Annotated in this window: 15 protein-coding genes; 3 read left to right on the forward strand and 12 right to left on the reverse strand. The window is 19.8% G+C overall.

From position 1 onward, the window contains the following. Positions 1–3: 3 nt before the first annotated feature. The 11 genes from nuoH to parC all read right to left on the reverse strand — a co-directional run bounded on the left by nuoH (position 4) and on the right by parC (position 15,784). Positions 4–981, reverse strand: a complete 978-nt coding sequence (gene nuoH / locus GJT98_RS01880) for an NADH-quinone oxidoreductase subunit NuoH (RefSeq protein WP_168821283.1) — start codon at positions 979–981, stop codon at positions 4–6. Beyond that, on the reverse strand, positions 978–3,689 hold the full coding sequence (gene nuoG, locus GJT98_RS01885) for an NADH-quinone oxidoreductase subunit NuoG (protein WP_168821285.1): 2,712 nt from the start codon (positions 3,687–3,689) through the stop codon (positions 978–980). Before nuoG ends, nuoH begins: the two co-directional genes overlap by 4 nt. 96 nt (positions 3,690–3,785) lie before the next feature. Beyond that, entirely contained in the window at positions 3,786–5,066 is a 1,281-nt protein-coding gene (gene nuoF / locus GJT98_RS01890) for an NADH-quinone oxidoreductase subunit NuoF (RefSeq protein ID WP_168821287.1), read from the reverse strand. Beyond that, positions 5,005–5,556, reverse strand: coding sequence for an NADH-quinone oxidoreductase subunit NuoE (gene nuoE, locus GJT98_RS01895; RefSeq protein WP_168821289.1), 552 nt, complete (start codon positions 5,554–5,556; stop codon positions 5,005–5,007). Before nuoE ends, nuoF begins: the two co-directional genes overlap by 62 nt. Positions 5,557–5,567: 11 nt before the next feature. Continuing rightward, complete coding sequence (gene nuoC / locus GJT98_RS01900; protein ID WP_168821291.1) at positions 5,568–7,391, reverse strand: NADH-quinone oxidoreductase subunit C/D; 1,824 nt, start codon at positions 7,389–7,391, stop codon at positions 5,568–5,570. 33 nt (positions 7,392–7,424) lie between these two features. Then, positions 7,425–8,087 carry a NuoB/complex I 20 kDa subunit family protein gene (locus GJT98_RS01905; protein WP_168821293.1) on the reverse strand — a complete coding sequence of 221 codons (663 nt, stop codon included), beginning with the start codon at positions 8,085–8,087 and terminating at the stop codon, positions 7,425–7,427. A 31-nt stretch (positions 8,088–8,118) separates the two neighbouring features. Then, positions 8,119–8,502: an NADH-quinone oxidoreductase subunit A gene (ndhC, locus tag GJT98_RS01910; RefSeq protein WP_168821295.1), complete on the reverse strand. Its 384-nt coding sequence runs from the start codon at positions 8,500–8,502 to the stop codon at positions 8,119–8,121. Between the two features lie 35 nt (positions 8,503–8,537). Then, positions 8,538–9,842 (reverse strand): threonine synthase, encoded by a 1,305-nt coding sequence (gene thrC / locus GJT98_RS01915; protein WP_168821297.1) that lies wholly within the window; start codon positions 9,840–9,842, stop codon positions 8,538–8,540. After that, complete coding sequence (thrB, locus tag GJT98_RS01920; protein ID WP_168821299.1) at positions 9,839–10,780, reverse strand: homoserine kinase; 942 nt, start codon at positions 10,778–10,780, stop codon at positions 9,839–9,841. The genes thrC and thrB overlap by 4 nt, the downstream gene beginning before the upstream one ends. 24 nt (positions 10,781–10,804) lie before the next feature. Beyond that, positions 10,805–13,258 (reverse strand): bifunctional aspartate kinase/homoserine dehydrogenase I, encoded by a 2,454-nt coding sequence (thrA, locus tag GJT98_RS01925; RefSeq protein WP_168821300.1) that lies wholly within the window; start codon positions 13,256–13,258, stop codon positions 10,805–10,807. A 270-nt stretch (positions 13,259–13,528) separates the two neighbouring features. Continuing rightward, on the reverse strand, positions 13,529–15,784 hold the full coding sequence (gene parC / locus GJT98_RS01930) for a DNA topoisomerase IV subunit A (RefSeq protein ID WP_168821302.1): 2,256 nt from the start codon (positions 15,782–15,784) through the stop codon (positions 13,529–13,531). A 189-nt stretch (positions 15,785–15,973) separates the two neighbouring features. On the opposite strand from parC, the gene GJT98_RS01935 reads away from it, so the two are divergent. Next, the gene (locus GJT98_RS01935; RefSeq protein WP_168821304.1) at positions 15,974–17,032 is read left to right on the forward strand and encodes a 3-deoxy-7-phosphoheptulonate synthase; all 1,059 of its coding nucleotides are present in this window, start codon (positions 15,974–15,976) and stop codon (positions 17,030–17,032) included. Positions 17,033–17,066: 34 nt separating this feature from the next. After that, the gene (gene tyrA, locus GJT98_RS01940; RefSeq protein WP_168821306.1) at positions 17,067–18,182 is read left to right on the forward strand and encodes a bifunctional chorismate mutase/prephenate dehydrogenase; all 1,116 of its coding nucleotides are present in this window, start codon (positions 17,067–17,069) and stop codon (positions 18,180–18,182) included. A 59-nt stretch (positions 18,183–18,241) separates the two neighbouring features. Here the strand turns inward: tyrA and bamD are convergent, their stop codons facing one another. Continuing rightward, on the reverse strand, positions 18,242–18,988 hold the full coding sequence (gene bamD / locus GJT98_RS01945) for an outer membrane protein assembly factor BamD (RefSeq protein ID WP_168821308.1): 747 nt from the start codon (positions 18,986–18,988) through the stop codon (positions 18,242–18,244). A gap of 75 nt (positions 18,989–19,063) precedes the next feature. Between bamD and GJT98_RS01950 the strand changes: the two genes are divergently transcribed. Further along, positions 19,064–19,243, forward strand: a complete 180-nt coding sequence (locus tag GJT98_RS01950; RefSeq protein ID WP_168821310.1) for a S4 domain-containing protein — start codon at positions 19,064–19,066, stop codon at positions 19,241–19,243. Positions 19,244–19,259: the final 16 nt, after the last annotated feature.

The following is a 19,259-nucleotide window of genomic DNA, read 5'->3' on the forward strand; positions in this document are numbered from 1 at the left end:
TAGTTACTTAAATTTTACAATAAATGCAGTAATAATAAGATTAATTAATGTTAATGGTAAACATATAAACCAACTAAAGTACATTACTTTATCATAACGAGGTCTAGGTAATGACGCTCTTATTAAAAAAAATAATAATATAAATATTATAGTTTTAATTAAATACCATATTATAGATGGGAAAAAAGGTCCTAACCAACCACCAAAAAATAAAATTACTATTAAAGAAGATAATATTATTATATTAATATATTCTCCTACGAAAAAAAGACCAAATTTCATTCCAGAATATTCAATATGATAACCATCAACAAGTTCTTGTTCTGTTTCTGGTTGATCAAAAGGATGTCGATGACATAATGCTATAGAAGCTATAAAAAATGATATAAAACCAAAAAATTGAGGAATTATATTCCAATAATATTGATATTGATGATATACAATATCGAATAAATTAAAGGATCCTGTTTGACAAATAATTCCCATTAAAGATAAACCTAAAAAAATTTCATAACTTATTATTTGTGAAACTCCTCTAACTGTTCCTAATAAAGCATATTTATTATTACTAGCCCATCCTGCAAATAAAATAGAATAAACAGAAAGACTAGCCATCATAAAAAAAAAAAGTATTCCGATATTTAAATTAGATATCATTAATTGAGGAGTAATAGGTAATATAGCAAATACAGATAATAATGTATTAAAAGCTATAATAGGAGCAATATTAAATAATAATTTATTATTGGAAAAATTTGGAGTCCAATCTTCTTTAAAAATAATTTTTATCATATCTGCTAATATTTGTAAACATCCATATAATCCAACCCTATTAGGACCATAACGATTTTGAAATAAAGCTAATATACGTCTTTCTCCAAAGCTTAAAAAAGCACCACTTATTATTAATATTAATAACATAAATAATATTTTCAATAAAAATATTATTTTTATAGTTTTCAAAAAAGAAAATAAAATCATTTTAATACCTTTATTTTTTCGATAGTTTTTCCTAAAAAAGATAATGAAATTTCTTTTATTCCTAATGGAATACTAATTAATCCTGGATGTAAAAATTCTGAAATATATGCTTTTAATATAAAAATATTATTTAAACAATATAATTTAACTAGATTATTAGTTAAGATTCCTAATCTTATTGCATCTTTTTTATTAAAAAAAACATAATGATTACAAAAATATTTTTTTATTAAAAAAGATTTTTGTATTAAACTATTACTATTAAATAAAGTATGATGAATAGTAATTACTAATTTATTAGAAATGATAAATTTATTAATATAATTATTTTTAATATTAATTATATTATCTTTTTTTTTAGAAATTTTAAATCCTGAAGGACCATATTTATATGATATTCCTATTTCTTTTTGAAATTTATGTAATGATTGAGAAGAATTCCATCCAGGAGACCATAAAAATGGTATATGTGTACAATTAATATTTGAATTATAATTTCCTTCCATAGAAAAATTAAAAATAGTATCTTTATCTTGAGGTTGTTGTGGTTCATGTATATTATTATTAGATAATATTGACGTTCTTCCACTATATCTAATAGAAGATCTAGCAAATTTTCTATTATATACTTTATAAGTAGAAGCAGGTGCTGCTAAACTAATTCCATCCAATATTGGAATATATTTTTCACATTTTTTAATAACTTCATCTAAAGTAATATTTTTATTTAAATTATTTAATTTAGCATATATTTTATATATCCATTTCCAACTAGCTTTTCTATCATTATTTTTATCATAAAAAGAAGGTTTATAAACTTGAAAAAATCGTTGCGCTCTACATTCATTATTAATTACAGTACCGCTGCTTTCCATAAAATTTGATACTGGTAATATTATATTAGCTTTTTTCATAGTTTTAGTTAAAATATGATCTAATACAATTATATTAGGAATTTTTTTTAAAAAACTATTTAATTTATTTTTTTCTTCATAAAAATATAAATCATTTTCCATAACAATAATTGTATCTATATCTAGATTATTATTAGATTTATTTTCTATAAATAAATCATTTAAAGATTTACCTTTAATTAAACCAATTCCCATACTATTTACTTCATGTAGTACATAAAATAATCCTACATTTTTTCTTTTTTTATTTAATGCTTTAACAATAGAATAAGATGCAGAAATTAATTCTAAAGAACCGGATCCAGTACCAGAAATAATTAAAGGTTTTTTAGCATTTAATAATATTTTTTTTATTTTAAAAATTTGATTTTTTAATTTTTTATCATTTAAAATAATATTATTATTTTCAATATAATCTGCTAATATAAAACCAAATTGAGCTTGTTTTATAGTAGGTGCATAATAGTTCCATAAAGAAATATCGTCTAATAATGTTTTATCATTACTTGTTATAAACAATGGATTAATAAATTTATTTTTAAAATTTAAAATTGCATCAGCATTCCAATAAGGAATATTTTTATGATTAATATTATTTTTTATAGCTTGTCTAACTGCTAAAGCAACTCGGGGATTAGTATTACTTAAATCTTCTCCTAATATTAAAATAGCATCATAATTTTCTATTTCAGATAATGTAGGAAAATAAATATTAGTATTTTGTAATAATACTTTTATTATATAATTAATTTGTTTTTTTTCGTTTTCTAAAATACCTAAAAAAAAATTTTCTTTTCCAACTAATTCTTTAAGAAGAAAATTACTTTCTATACTTGCTCTAGAAGAGCCAATACCAATAAATTTTTTCGATTTTAATATTAAATTAGTAATTTTTTTAATAATTTTATTATCATTTAAAATTAATTTTTTATTATTTTTATAATATATTATTTTTATAGGATTATCTTTTAAGTAAGTATATCCATAACCAAAATAACCTTTATCACAAAGAAAATAATGATTTATTTCTTCATGAAATCTATTTTGTATACTAGATAATTTCCCATAACGTTCTCCAACAAAAATATTACATCCTAATGAACAATGTTGACAAATACTAGGTGCATATTGTAAATCCCATTTTCTTGAATAATTTATATTATAAGTTTTATCAGTAAAAACTCCTGTAGGACATATTTCAATTAAATTTCCAGAAAATGGATTTTCTAATATTCCGTCTAAATATCTACCAAAATAAATATTATCTTTTGAACCAAAAACATTAAAATCTTTTCCATCTGAATAATTTTTATAAAATCTTACACAACGATAACATGTAATACAACGATTCATTGTATGAGATATAAATGGTCCTAAATATTGATTTTTATATTTTCTTTTAGTAAAAGAATATCGACGAATATTATGACCTGTCATAACAGTCATATCTTGTAAATGACAATTACCACCTTCATCACAAATAGGACAATCATGGGGATGATTTAACATCAGTAATTCAAGTATTTTTTTACGAAAATTAATTGAATTTTTATTATTAATTGAAATATATGATTTTTTAATAGGTGTGGATATACAAGACATAATTATATGTCCATTTTTTTTTGTAGAACTATCATATTGTGTAATAGCACATTGGCGACATGAACCTATACTACCTAAAATTGGATGCCAACAAAAATATGGTATATTAAAACCTAAAGATAAACATATTTTTAATAAATTATCTTTTTCATTAACTTTATATAATTGACCTTCTATGTTGATATTAATCATAATATAAATTCCATAATATTTTTATTGAAGTAAATAAATATATTATCTCTCTTAAATAATATTTATAAATTTATTTATTTTTTATATAAAAAATATTTAATTAGCTATTCCATATTTAAATTCATTTAAAAAATATTTTAATGCACTATTTAATGGTTCCATAGCACCTGATGCATGTCCACAAAAAGGACCTCCATTTATTAATTGATTACTTATATCTTTAAGAAGATAAATATCTTTTTTTGATCCTTTTTTTTTTTCTAAATTATTTAATATTTTAACAATCCAAGGTAATCCTTCTCTACAAGGAGTACAAAAACCACAAGATTCTCTAGCAAAAAAAATTTCTAAATTTTTTACTAAAGATACTATACTAATACTAGTATCTATAGCTAGAGATATTCCTGTTCCTAGTCTACTACCTGCTTGGCTAATATTTATAAAATCCATAGGTAAATCTAAATGATTTTTTGTTAAAAAACCCGTTCCTGCACCACCTGGTTGCCACGCTTTAAATATAAATCCTTTTTTCATTCCTCCTGCATATTTTTCTAATATTAAACGAGCTGGTGTTCCAAAAGGTAATTCCCATAATCCAGGTATTTTTACGTTACCTGAAAAACCTAACATTTTTGTACCAGTATCATATATACTATTAGATATATTTTTATACCAAATAGGACCATATTTTATTATCCCAGGTATATTAAATATAGTTTCAACATTATTAATACATGTTGGTTTACCCCATAATCCTATTAAAGCAGGGTATGGAGGTTTTAAACGTGGATTAGCTCTTTTTCCTTCTAAAGAATTAATTAAAGCCGTTTCTTCTCCACATATATATCTTCCTGCTCCAGTATGGAGATATAAATCAAAATTAAAATTACTATTTAATATATTTTTACCTAAAAATTTAAAATTATAAGCTTCTTTTATTGCTATATTTAAAATTTTTGCACAATTTGTATATTCACCTCTTAAAAAGATATAGCCTTTATTAGCTTGAATAGCAAAAGCACTTATAATAATTCCTTCTATTAATTGATGAGGTATATGTTCTATTAAAAAACGGTCTTTATATGTTCCTGGTTCCATTTCATCAGCATTACATATAAAATAACGAATTTCATTATTATTAGTTTTCTGAGGGATTAAACTCCATTTTAATCCAGTATAAAAACCTCCTCCTCCTCTTCCTTTTAATTTTGATTTTTTAACAATATTAATTATATCTTCAGGAGTATTTTTTAATAAACTATCTTTTAAACTTTGATAACCGTCTTTTTTTATATATTTTTTTAAAAATATGGTTTTATTTTTGCAGATACGCCATGTTAGAGGATGTGTTTCTGGATTGGGATTTATTATTTTCATTAATATAATTATCCAATATTTGATCTATATAATTAATAGATAATGAAGTATAAATTTTTTCATTAATCATTATAACAGGACTATTTTCACAATGACCTAAACAGCATATAGGTATTAAAGTAAATAATTTATCAATAGTTGTTTGTCCTGGTTGTATTTTTAATTTTTTTTGAATATGTTTTAAAATTTTTTCATATTTTGTTATATAACAAACAATACTATCACAATATTTAATAACATATTTTCCAACTGGTGATCTAAAAATTTGACTATAAAAAGTTGCTATACTATCAATTTCAGCAGGATTTATATTTAAAATATCAGAAATAATTCTAATTATATCATTAGATATCCATCCATGTTTTTTTTGTAAAAATATTAATATTTCAATAATAGCCGCATTATTAGATTCATAATGATTTTTAATTTTATTAATTATTTTTAATTCTTTTTTATTTAAAAAAATATTTATGTTATTTTTCTTTTTCATAAAATTATATTTTAACGATCTACATCAGACATAACAAAATCAATACTTCCTAAGTATGTAATTAAATCTGATATTAAACTACCACATATTACAGATGGTATTTGTTGTAAATGAGGAAAACTAGGGGTTCTAATTCTAGTTCGATAACTTATTGAACTTCCATCACTAATTAAATAATAACTATTAATCCCTTTAGTAGCTTCAATCATCTGAAATGATTCATCAGCAGGTATTAATGGCCCCCAAGATACTTGAATAAAATGATGTATTAAAGTTTCTATATCATTTAACATCCTCTTTCTGGGAGGAGGTGTTGTTAAAGGATGGTCAACTTTATATTGTCCTTCAGGCATATAATTTAAACATTGCTGTATAATATGTAAACTTTGCCAAATTTCTTCTAATTTTAATAAAATTCTTGAATAACAATCACTAATCCTATTTCCTATAGGAATATCAAAATCAAAATTTTCATATCCAGAATAAGGACGCCATTTTCTAACATCAAAATTTAAACCAGTAGCTCTTAATCCAGTTCCAGTAATACCCCAAGATATTGCTTCTTGTTGATTATATATTGCTATATTTTTAGATCTAGATATTAAAATACTATTTTGTAGTGCTCCTTTTTTATATATATTCAATCTTTTAGGTAACCAATTTAATAATTTTTTTACTAAAAGATTCCATCCATTAGGTAAATCTTGTGCTAATCCTCCTATTCTAAACCAAGCAGGATGCATTCTAGCTCCTGTAATAGCTTCAATTATATCATATATTTTTTGTCTATCTGTAAAAACTAAAAATATAGGAGTCATTGCTCCTACATCTTGTATGAAAGTAGATAAACATAATAAATGACTATTTATACGAAATAATTCAGATAACATTATTCTAATAACTTTAATTCTATCTGTAACAATAATATTAGCTAATTTTTCTATTGCAAGAATATAAGGCATTTCATTTACACAACCACCTAAATACTCAATTCTATCGGTATATGGAATATAAGTATGCCATGTTTGTCTTTCAGCTATTTTTTCTGCTCCCCTATGATGATAACCTATTTCTGGTATACATTGAATAATTTTTTCTCCAGATAATTTTAATATTATTCTAAATGCACCATGTACAGAAGGATGATTAGGACCTAAATTAAGGTACATATAGTCATTTAATTTATTTTTTGTTGATAAATTATAATTTTTAGGATTAAATTTAGTTGATTCAATATCTGTTTTATATTTTTTTTTTGTTAAAAAATAAGGAGGAGATTCAGTAGCTCTGGAAGGAAAATCCTTACGTAATGGATAACCATAATTCCAATTTTGAGGTAATAATATATGTGATAAACAAGGATGATTAATAAAATTAATTCCAAACATTTCCCATATTTCTCTTTCATACCAATTAGCATTTTTAAAAATATTAGTAATAGTATTTACATTTAAAAATTTTTCTTTTAAAGGAATTTTTATAATTATATCTGAATTTCTATTAATAGATATTAAATAATAAAACAATGAAAAATCCATTTTTTTCATTAAAAAAAATTTATTATAATGTAATCTTTCATCTACTCCATGCATATCGTATAACATATTATATGGATTTTTAATTTGAGAAAAAAATTTTATAAATTTAATTAAATCTTTTGCTCTAATCCAAATAGTAAGAGGAATTTTATTATTAATATTATTTTGTATAATAAAATCTTTAAAATTAAAAGTATTATTTAATTCATCTAATATAGGTTCTATATTTGTTTTAAAAAAAGATTTATTATGTATATCTCCTATTTTTTCAACTACATTATCAAAAAATTTATTCATAAATAATAACCTTACTATAAGTAGTATTTTATATTATATATTTTTTATTGATTTAAATTTAATATTTTTATTATGAAAAAATTTATTAGATGATTTTAGTTTAGCTTTATAAATACCTTGATCTCCTACAACCCAAGATAAAGGACGTCTTTCATAATTAATAGATTTTTGTAATAATAATAATGCTTGAATATATGATTCTGGTCTAGGAGGACATCCAGGTATATAAATATCTACAGGTAAAAATTTATCAACTCCTTGTACGACAGAATATATATCATACATTCCTCCAGAATTAGCACAAGATCCCATAGAAATTACCCATTTTGGTTCTAACATTTGATCATATAATCTCTGTATAATAGGTGCCATTTTTAAAAAACATGTTCCTGCTATTACCATGAAATCAGCTTGTCTTGGAGAAGCTCTTAATACTTCTGAACCAAAACGAGAAATATCATTAATAGATGTAAATGATGTAGTCATTTCAACATAACAACAAGATAATCCAAAATTATAAGGCCATAAAGAATTTTTTCTTCCCCAATTAATAATTTGATGTGTTATTTTTTTTAAATTACCTAAAAAAATATTTTTACTAATTTGATCATTTAATGGATCTGTATTAATATTTTTTCTATCTTCTAAAGGATAGGTTTTTTTATTATTTTTAATTTTATTTAGAATATATTTCATTTTTTATTATTTATTTTATATTTTAATGTAATCATATATTTTTATATTTCCAATTTAGAGCTTTCATTTTAAATAAATAAAATAAAGTAATTAAAATAGTAAAAATAAATAGAATTCCTTCTATAAAACCTTCTAATTCTATAATTTTAATAGAAATAGACCATAAATATAAATATAAAGATTCAATATCAAAAATTATAAAAAATATTGCTATTAAATAAAAATTAATATGTATTTTTATTTGAGCATTTTCGTAAGAAAAAACTCCAGATTCAAATGGTACTTGTTTACCTAAATTATATGATCGTCCTCCTAAAAAAAATGATATTAATATCATTATACAACTAATAATAATAGCAAAAATTTGAAAAATTATAAAATATTCATGATTATAAGTTAATTTATTTATTAACATAATTAATTTTCTTTATTTTAAAAAAAAAATTTAATTTATATTATATAATTTTTTATTAAAAATTCTTTTAAATTAGAAAAATTATTAGATAATATATGAGATAAATTTTTTTTTTTCATACAATTAATTAAAATACTAGGTAATATTATTTTTTGATTTAAAGTATTATAAATATAATCTTGAAATTTAGCTGGATGAGCAGTACCAAGAAATATATTAAACGTATCTTTTTTAAAAATTTGAGATTTTAGTGCACAAAAACTTACAGCTGAATGAGGTTCTAAAATATATTTATATTTATTATAAACATTTTTTATTGTTTCAGTTGTTTGTATATCTGTAATAGAATTAGATTCTAATTTTTTTAAATTCCAATTATTTTTGTTAAAAATTTCTATAACTCTAGGCCAATTGTTAGGAATACTAACATCCATTGCATTAGATAATGTTGATATAGTTTTTTTAGGTTTCCAATATCCTTTTTTTAAATATCTAGGTATTGTATCATTAATATTAGTTGCTGCAATAAATTTATATATAGGTAGTCCTATTGTTTTAGCTATTAATCCAGCAGTTAAATTACCAAAATTTCCACTAGGAACTGAAATAATTATTTTTTTTTTTCTTTGATTTAAAGGAATTTGAGCATAAGCTTCAAAATAATAACATATTTGTGCTATTAATCTACTAATATTAATTGAATTAGCAGAATTTAAACATAATTCTTTTTTAAGTTCTTTATCATTTAAAACTTGTTTTATAAGTTTTTGACAATCATCAAAATTACCTTTAATAGCAATTGTTTTAATATTATCTCCTAATGTACAAAATAATTTTTCTTGTAAAATAGAAATTTTTTTATAAGGATATAATATTATTACTTCAATATTTTTCATATTATAAAAAGCATGAGCAACAGCAGCTCCTGTATCACCAGAAGTTGCAGTTAAAATAATAATTTTACTTTTTTTGTTAAAAAAATTTAGCATTTGTGCCATAAAACGAACACCAAAATCTTTAAATGCTAAAGTAGGGCCATAAAATAATTCTAAACAAGCAATATTTTTATCAATTAATTTTAATAATAATGGAAAATTAAATGCTTTTTGTATCTTTGTTTTTAAAGTTTCTAATAAAATTTCTTTTTCATTTAAAAATAATGATATTATATAACTACTTCTATCTATAAAATTTAGATCTAATAGATCTTGAATTATTTTATTATTTAATTTAGGTAAATTCATAGGAAAAAATAAGCCTTGATTTTTTCCTAAACCTATTTTTAATACTTGACTAAAATTTTTATTTTCTTTATGAAAATTAAGATTATAAAATTTCATTTTTTCTCCATAATTTGAGTACCTATATTATTAATTTTACATATATAAACAAAACCTGTATTATTTTTTAAATAATTTTTTTTTAACCAATTAACCATTGTATATGCAGTATTTAAATTATTAAAAATACTAAATATAGTAGGTCCTGATCCTGATATACCATAACTTAAAGCACCTAATTTTTTTGATGTATAAGAAATTTGTTCAAAATTAGGTATAAATGATTTTCTATATGGTTCGGCGATAAAATCTTTCATTAATTTTGATGCTAATAACTCTTGTTTAGTATGACTAGCATGAATAAATCCAGCTAAATATTGACTTTGTTTAATAAAAATCTTTTTTTTATATAATTTTGGTAAAATTTTTCTAGAACAAAAAGTAGATAATTTAATTCCAGGATATGCAATAACCCAAAACCAATTTTTAAAAACTGGTATATTTTGAATAATTAAATTATTTTTATTTATAATTAATATTAGTTTCATTCCACCTAATAAACAAGGTACTATATTATCAAAATGTATATTTCCAGATAAAAATCCTTCTAATTCTCCCATTAATTTTAATAAATCAGTATTATTTAATGGATTATTACAAAATAAATTTATTCCTTTTAAACAAGCAACTATAGAACATGCACTAGAACCTAGTCCTGATGCAACAGGAACATTTTTTTCTAAAATAATTTTTAAAGGAATTATTTTCTTAATTTTGTTACAAAATTTTTTCCAACAATGAAAAATAATATTTTCATTATTATTTTTAGGTAAATCATTTAAAAATTGACCTTTATTAATTAAAATAAATTTATTAGATGAAGAAATTGTTATTAAATCTCCTAAAATTCCTCCATCAATTCTAGATAATGCTATTCCTAATGTATCAAAACCTACATTAATATTACCAATAGAAGCAGGAGAATAAATTTTAATCATAAATAATAATTCCTTATTTTTTAATTAAATTAAACGTAATAAATCAGTTAATACTCCTGCTGCAGTTACGTTATTACCAGCACCATATCCTCTTAATATTAATGGATATGGTTGATAATAATTAGTATAAAAAGCAAAAGAATTTTCTCCATCTTTTATTTTAAAAAAAGGATGATTATTATCAATTTTTATAATTTTTATTTTACATATACCTTTTGAATTTATACTACCAATATAACGTAATACTTTATTTTTTTTTTGTGCTTCTTTTATTTTTTTTTCGTAAATTATATCTAAATCTGATAAAGAATTAAGAAATTCTTTAATAGAATTTTTTTTATTAAAAATATTATTAGGTATAATAGATTCAATATTAATATCATTTAATTCTATATTAAAACCTATTTCTCTAGCTAATATGAGTAATTTTCTAGCTACATCTATTCCTGTAAGATCTATACGAGGATCTGGTTCTGTAAAACCCATTTTTTGAGCCATTATTATTGATTTAGATAAAGTAATTCCTTCTTCTAATTTACCAAAAATAAATGAAAGTGAACCAGATAAAATACCAATAAAGCTATTAAATTGGTCACCTGTTTTTAATAAATTTTGTAGAGTATTAACAACTGGTAATCCAGCTCCAACATTTGTTTCATAAAAAAATTTTAAATTTAATTTTCTTGCTGTAAAACGTATTTGATTATAATATTCTAATGTAGATGAATTTGCTTTTTTATTAACAGCAATTATATTAAATCCATAATTTAAAAAATTAATATACTGATCTGCAATTTTTTGTGAAGAAGTACAATCAATAATTACAGGATTAATAAATTTATATTTTTTAAAATTTTGTAATAAATTTTCTATAGTATTATTATTAAAATAATATTTAATTTCTTTTTTCCAATTTTTTATATCAAGACCATCTAAATTTATTAAAGAATATTTTGTATTTAAAATACTACAAATTTTTAAATTAATATTTTTATTTTTAAAATAATGTTTATTTTGATAAATTTGTTGTAAAAGAGTACTCCCAATACTTCCAGTACCTATAATAAAAATCTCTAATATTTTTTTTTTATGAAATAATATTTTATGCGTTATTTTTATAATATTTTTAGCATATTTTTCTTGGATAGCAACAGTAATATAATTTTGAAAAATATTTTGTGATATAGCTAATATATTAGTTTTTGTTATTTTTAAAATATTTAAAAATTTTGAAATTATATTTATAGAATAATTAATTTTATTATTTACTAATGTAATTAATGATAAATTTTGAATAATCTTGAATTGTTTGATTAAATTACATTTTAATTCTAAATAAAATTCTTCTTCTAATAGTAATTTTAAAGTATTTAAATTTTTATTTAATAAAAAAATATTAATATTACAATCCTCAGAAGATTGAGTAATAAAATAAATAGGCATTTTTAATTTAAATATAAAAAATAGTATTCTTGCTATAATATTTTTAATTTGTTTATTTTTATCACCACTAATATTTAACATTGATATATTTTTTAATTCTGTGATTCCTTTTATTTTTGGTAATGAATATTGATTAATATTAAAATTATTAATTAAAGTTCCATTAGATTTTGAATTCATTATATTTTTAATAATACAAGGTATATTATTTTTTAACATTGGAGCTAAAGTTTTATAATGAATAACTTTAGCTCCAAAATATGATAGCGTAATAGCTTCTTTATAAGTAATAAATTTTAATAATTTTGTGTTTGATATTATATTAGGATCCGCAGTATGCATACCATCAACATCAGTCCAAATTTCACAACACTTAGCTTTTAAGCAAACAGCTAATACTGCAGCTGAATAATCAGAACCATTTCTACCTAATAATACAATTTCATTTTTTTTATTAACAGCAGAAAATCCAGGCATTAATATTATATCAATATTTAATAAATTAATTTTTTGAATATTTTTAAAAGTTATAGAAATATCTACTGTTGATTCTAAATAATTTCCATATGCTAATAAATACTTTTTAGGAGAAATTATAAATATTTCATATTTTCTTATCTTTAATAAATATTTTAATAAAATAATAGAAAATTTTTCACCTTGTGATAAAATTTTTGCTTTAATTATATCTGGACAATTATTAATTAAATTAATACCATATAATAATTTTTTTATTTTATTAATAATTTTACTTATATTATTATTTATAATTAAAATGTCTAAATTTTTTATTCTTTTTTTTAAATTATTAATTAAATTTATAAAAAAATATTCTATATATATAATATCTTTTTCATAATTTTTTTTTTTTATAGATTTTTCTATCATTACTTCTAAAATATTTGTAATAGTTGCAGGAGCAGATAAAACAACAGCTATTTTTTCATCTTTTAGATAAAGACTAACTATATTAGTTACTAATAAAAATCTTTCTGCATTCTTTAATGATGTACCACCAAATTTCAATACTCTCATATTGTGAAACCTACCTAAAATTTTAAAATATAAAAATATGAATAATTATACATTTATAATTTTTATAAAATAAATATATAATAATATTATTATTAATGTAATTAAAATATTTAATTTATTTATATTTTCATATAAATAGATAATTAAAGAAAATTTTTAATTTATGTACAAAAATTTTTATTTATAATTTAAAATTACAAGTAATTTATAATAAATTAAAATTTTTTATATAAAATTTAAATATTTAAAAATAAATAATAAATATAAATTTTAAGTTTTTATTGTTTTTATAAAAATATCTTCAATATTTTTTATATTTTTATATAAAAAACCTTTTTTACCTTTTACTGAATAAAAATTTTTAAATTCTTTATATTTTAATTTAAATTTTTTATTATTTGTTTTTATATAAATTATAGAATTTTTATTAATAAAAAATATCCATTTTAAATAATCTTTATTTTGAAGAAAATCTTTATTATCAATAAAAATTAATCTACTACCTTTACCACGAGATAATTTTGGTATTTCATCTATAGAAAATATTAAAAATTTATTTAAAAAAGATACAGTTAATATTTTATCATTTTTATTTTTAATTACTAAAGGAGGTAAAATTTCAGAGTTATCTGATAAAATAATAGATAATTTTCCATTTCTATTACATGCTATTAAATCATTAAATTTACATATAAAACCATAACCAGAACTTGCAGAAAGTATAATTTCTTTATTATTTGATTCCATTAATAAACTTTTAATTATAGATCCTTGTGAAATATTTAATTTTCCGTTTAAAGGTTCTCCTTGACTACGAGCAGCAGGTAAGGAAATTGAATCAATACTATAACTACGTCCTTTAGAATCTAAAACTACTATCATTTGATTTTTTTTACCTTTTACAGAAATAAAAAAAGAATCTCCTGATTTATAATTAAGATTTAATGGATTTATAGTATGTCCTTTTGCACACCTTATCCATCCCATTTTTGATAAAATAATAGTAATAGGTTCACTTAAAATTAACTCTGATTCATTTAATAATTTTGCTTCTTTTCTTTTTTTTAGCATTGAACGACGATTATTATAGTAATTATTAGAAGCTGATAATATTTCTTCTTTTAATAAAAAATTCATTTTTTTTTCTGAAAATAATATTTTTTCAAGATTTTTATGTTCTGTTTCTAATTTTTTTTTTTCATTTATTAATTTTTTTTCTTCTATAAAAGAAATAGAACGTAATTTGAAATTAAGTAAGGTTTCTACTTGTAAATCAGTAAGATTAAATTTTTTTTTAATAATAAATTTAGGATCTATGTTTAAACGAATAATCTTTATAAATTTTTCTAAATTAGAATAAACAATTAATAATCCTGTTATTATATGTAATCTTTTACTTATTTTATTTAGATGAAAATTTAAACGTTTTTTTACTATTTTACGTCTAAATAAAATCCATTCTGATAATATTTCTATTAAATTTTTTACAGCTGGTTTATTATTTAAACCTATCATATTTAAATTAATACGATAACTTTTTTCTAAATCAGTAGTAAAAAATAAATGATGCATAATTTGTTCAATCTTTAAATAATGAAAATTATTACGGATTATAATAATTATTCGAGTAGGATTTTCATAATCAGATTCATCTCTTATTTCTTCAATCATTGGTAATTTTTTATTTCTCATTTGTGTAGTAATTTGTTCTATAATACGTATTCCAGAGATTTGATAAGGTAATGCTGTAATAATTACGGAATTATTTTCAATTTCCCATACAGCTCTTAATTTAATAGAGCCTCTACCTTTTTCATATATTTTATATATTTCTTCTTTAGAAGTAATAATTTCACTTCCTGTTGGAAAATCTGGTCCTTGAATTATATTCAAAAGTTCACTTAATTTAATTTTAGGATAATCAATTAATTTTATTATAGCATGGGATACTTCTTTTATATTATGAGGAGGAATATCTGTTGCCATTCCTACTGCTATTCCAGAAGCTCCATTTAAAATTATGTTTGGTAAACATGCAGGTAATATTTTAGGTTCTAACAATGTCCCATCAAAATTAGGAATAAATTCAACAGTACCTTTTTCTATTTCATTTAATAAAATATCTGAATATTTTGATAAACGAGATTCTGTATATCTCATTGCTGCAAATGATTTTGGATCATCTTGAGATCCCCAATTACCTTGTCCTTCTATTAAAGGGTATCTATAAGAAAAAGGTTGAGCCATTAAAACCATTGCTTCATAACATGCAGCATCACCATGAGGATGGTATTTACCTATAACATCTCCAATTGTTCTAGCTGATTTTTTAAATTTACATGAATATTTTAATCCTAATTCAGACATGGCGTATATAACTCTTCTTTGAACTGGTTTTAATCCATCCCCAATATGGGGTAATGCTCTATCTGAGATTACATAAATAGAATAATTTAAATAAGCATGTTCTGCGAATTTATATAATGATATTGATTCTATTATATTTTTTTTTTTTAATTTATTCATTTATTATTATTCCTAATAAAAAATTTTTTATATAAATTATTTTTTTATTATAAATAAACTTTAAAATATTTTAACTATAAAAATAAATAAATCTTATTTTTCTTTAAGTTTAAAATATAAATTAAATTGAATTTTATAGAATAAATATGTTATTTTTATGCAATAATATTTTATTTATGGATATTTTTTATGCAAAAAAATAATTTTAATAATAAAAATTATTTAATAACTCCAAAAGAATTAAAAAATAAATTACCAATATCTCAAAAAATAAAAAAACAAGTATTAATTTCACGTAAGATTATATCAAATATTATTTTAGGAAAAGATTTTAGAATATTAATTATTTGTGGGCCTTGTTCTATACATAATATTAAAGAAGCACTAGAATATGGTAAATATTTAAAAAAAATTTTTTCCAAAATTAATAAAAATATTTATCTTATTATGCGAGTATATTTTGAAAAACCTAGAACAATTTTAGGTTGGAAAGGCTTAATTAATGACCCATACATGGATAATACTTTTAATATAAATGAAGGATTATATTTAGCACGTAAATTATTAATTCAATTAGTTGAAAATAATATTTTATTAGCTACTGAAATTTTAGATCCTAACACATCAAAATATTTTGATGATCTTTTAAGTTGGATAGCAATTGGAGCACGTACTGTTGAATCACAAATACATAGGGAAATTGCTTCCTTACTTCAAATTCCTGTTGGTTTTAAAAATAATACAGATGGTAATATATTTTCTGCTATTAATGCAATTCAAACTTCTTCTCAAGAACATAATTTTATAAGTTTAGATGAAAATGGTAAAATTTGTATAGTTAAATCTACAGGAAATAAAAATTGTCATCTTATTTTAAGAGGTGGTAAAAAACCTAATTATTATAAAAATAATATTATAGAATGTGAAAAATTTTTATTAAATGTAGGATTAAAATCTAAAATAATGATAGATTGTAGTCATGGAAATTCTAATAAAGATTTTAAAAAACAAATTTTAGTTATTGAATCTATTATTTCACAAATTAAAGAAGGTAATACTTCTATTATGGGTATAATGATAGAAAGTTATATTCATGAAGGAAATCAAATTTTAAATATTAATAATTCTAAAAAATTAAAATATGGTGTATCAATTACAGATGAATGTATAAATTTACAAACAACACAAGATATTTTATATAAAATAAATCATGAATTAGATTCAATACTTAAACTACGTTTATTATAAAATAATGTTAATTAAATATAATTATTAAAAAAATATGTTAAATAAAATAAATTTGTTACGTAATAAAATTGATGTTCTAGATTTAGAATTATTAGATATTTTAGTAAAAAGATTAAAAATAGTAAAAAAAATAGGATTAATAAAAAATAAATATGGATTGCCTATATATGTACCAAAAAGAGAAAAAGATATAATTAATTTAAAAAGGGAAGAAGCAAAAAAAAAAGGAATATCTCCTGATTTTATTGAAGATATATTATATCTAATAATGAATGAATCATGTTTACATGAACAATTAAAAACATTTAAAAAATTAAAACCTGATTTTTCAAAAATATTAATTATTAGTAATAGTAAAATAGGTCTATTATTTAAAAAAATGTTAACTATGACTGGATATGATATCAAATATATAAAAGAAGAAAATTTAAATATTAATAATGATATAAATTCTATATTTGTTAATGTAAAAATGATTATTATTGATATATCAAAATTTTTTTTTAAAAAATTAATAAAAAAATTATTTCTTTTACCTAAAAATTGTATTTTAATTGATTTATCCCCTATAAAAGAAATATCAATAAAAAAAATATTAGAAGTATATAAAGGACCAGTTTTAGGTTTATATCCATTATTTAATTATCAGAAAAATATTTTAAAAGAATCTATAATTTATTGTCATGGTCGTAAAAAAAAAAAATACGATTGGTTTTTGAAACAGATGGAGATTTGGGGTTTAAAAATTCATTATATGACTCTAATAGAACATGATAAATATATTTTTTTTATAGAGTCATTAAAATATTTTTTTACTTTAATATATACAACTTTTTTAATAAAAACAAAAATATCATTAGATAAAATTTTAGTTTTATCTAAACCTATTTATTATTTAAATTTATTTATTTTAGAAATTTTTTCTTCACAAAATCAATTATTATATATTAATTTAATTTCAGAATCTGAAAATAATACAGAAAATATTAAAAAATATTTAGATTATATAAACAATTTAATGATTTTAATTGATGAAAATAAAATTATAGAAATAAAAAATATTTTTAATAAAATTAAAGATTTATTAAAAGATAATATAAAAAATTTTAAAAATAAATATAAAAAAAATTTTTTTTTATATAAATCTTAATAATAGTAGAATTATTTAAACACTTAATATGTATACATACATATTAAGTGTTTAAATAATTATTTATTATATAAATTTATTTTGTGATACGAATTTTTTAAAATTTTTTTAACTAAATTAATTTCTCTACTATTAGGATAGTTTTTCAAAAAAATTAAACATCTATTAATTGTTGCTATATATATTTTTTTTTTAAAATAAAATTTAATAATACTTAATTCAAATTTTTCTACACGTTCTTTCATAAAAATTAATTTTTTTTTTAAATATTTTGTATAAATACTATTAGGATAATTTTTAATAAATATTTCTGTATCATTAATAGCTAATTTAGTATAAAAAGGATTACAGTTTATTCTATTTATTCTGAAAAAATTTTGTATTTCCGTATTTGTATCTAAAGATATTTCTGACATAATTCTAATATAAAGAACATAATTCATAAATGCAGAAAAACTATATGATTTAATAAATTCATTTGTTAATTCTAAAACATTTAAAAAATCTTTATTTATATAATTTAAATACATTAAATAAACCAAAATTTTTTCATTATATATATTATATGGATAATTTATATATAAATTACTAAATCTTATTAAAGCTTTATCATATTTTTTATCAACTAAAAATTTTATTGCTTCTAAATATCTTTGTTTTAAAGAATTATTTAAATCTTTTTCTTCTAAATAATTATTTAAATATTTTTGTTTTAAAGTATAATATTCACAATTAGTCGTAAATATTAATAATATACATATTATTATATTAATAAAAAAAATTTTATTTTTTGTAAAAAATTTCATTTTAAACTTTTAAAAAATTAATAATTTATATTAATATATACTAAATTTTTTCTTAAAATTCAAAATATAAAATATATGAAAGATATAAGTTTAACTTTAAAAGTTTGTATAAAATATGATAGAAAAAGATTAGATTTATTTCTCACTAAAAAAATTATACAATTTTCTAGATCACAAATAAAAAAAATTATATTAAATAATAATGTTAAAATAAATAATAATATTATAAATTTACCTAAAAAAAAATTTTTTTAGGAGATATAATTAAAGT

It is taken from the genome of Enterobacteriaceae endosymbiont of Donacia sparganii (genome assembly GCF_012569045.1).
Taxonomy (GTDB): Bacteria; Pseudomonadota; Gammaproteobacteria; order Enterobacterales; family Enterobacteriaceae.

What these genes read in the sequence shown, in the direction of transcription:
- ndhC (WP_168821295.1), bottom strand. Translation starts at nt 8,502, where the DNA reads ATGTTAATAAATAAATTAACTTATAATCATGAATATTTTATAATTTTT.
- nuoC (WP_168821291.1), bottom strand. Translation starts at nt 7,391, where the DNA reads ATGAATAAATTTTTTGATAATGTAGTTGAAAAAATAGGAGATATACAT.
- tyrA (WP_168821306.1), top strand. Translation starts at nt 17,067, where the DNA reads ATGTTAAATAAAATAAATTTGTTACGTAATAAAATTGATGTTCTAGAT.
- nuoG (WP_168821285.1), bottom strand. Translation starts at nt 3,689, where the DNA reads ATGATTAATATCAACATAGAAGGTCAATTATATAAAGTTAATGAAAAA.
- thrB (WP_168821299.1), bottom strand. Translation starts at nt 10,780, where the DNA reads ATGATTAAAATTTATTCTCCTGCTTCTATTGGTAATATTAATGTAGGT.
- GJT98_RS01950 (WP_168821310.1), top strand. Translation starts at nt 19,064, where the DNA reads ATGAAAGATATAAGTTTAACTTTAAAAGTTTGTATAAAATATGATAGA.
- GJT98_RS01935 (WP_168821304.1), top strand. Translation starts at nt 15,974, where the DNA reads ATGCAAAAAAATAATTTTAATAATAAAAATTATTTAATAACTCCAAAA.
- nuoF (WP_168821287.1), bottom strand. Translation starts at nt 5,066, where the DNA reads ATGAAAATAATAAATCCCAATCCAGAAACACATCCTCTAACATGGCGT.
- bamD (WP_168821308.1), bottom strand. Translation starts at nt 18,988, where the DNA reads ATGAAATTTTTTACAAAAAATAAAATTTTTTTTATTAATATAATAATA.
- nuoE (WP_168821289.1), bottom strand. Translation starts at nt 5,556, where the DNA reads ATGAAAAAGAAAAATAACATAAATATTTTTTTAAATAAAAAAGAATTA.
- nuoH (WP_168821283.1), bottom strand. Translation starts at nt 981, where the DNA reads ATGATTTTATTTTCTTTTTTGAAAACTATAAAAATAATATTTTTATTG.
- parC (WP_168821302.1), bottom strand. Translation starts at nt 15,784, where the DNA reads ATGAATAAATTAAAAAAAAAAAATATAATAGAATCAATATCATTATAT.
- GJT98_RS01905 (WP_168821293.1), bottom strand. Translation starts at nt 8,087, where the DNA reads ATGAAATATATTCTAAATAAAATTAAAAATAATAAAAAAACCTATCCT.
- thrA (WP_168821300.1), bottom strand. Translation starts at nt 13,258, where the DNA reads ATGAGAGTATTGAAATTTGGTGGTACATCATTAAAGAATGCAGAAAGA.
- thrC (WP_168821297.1), bottom strand. Translation starts at nt 9,842, where the DNA reads ATGAAATTTTATAATCTTAATTTTCATAAAGAAAATAAAAATTTTAGT.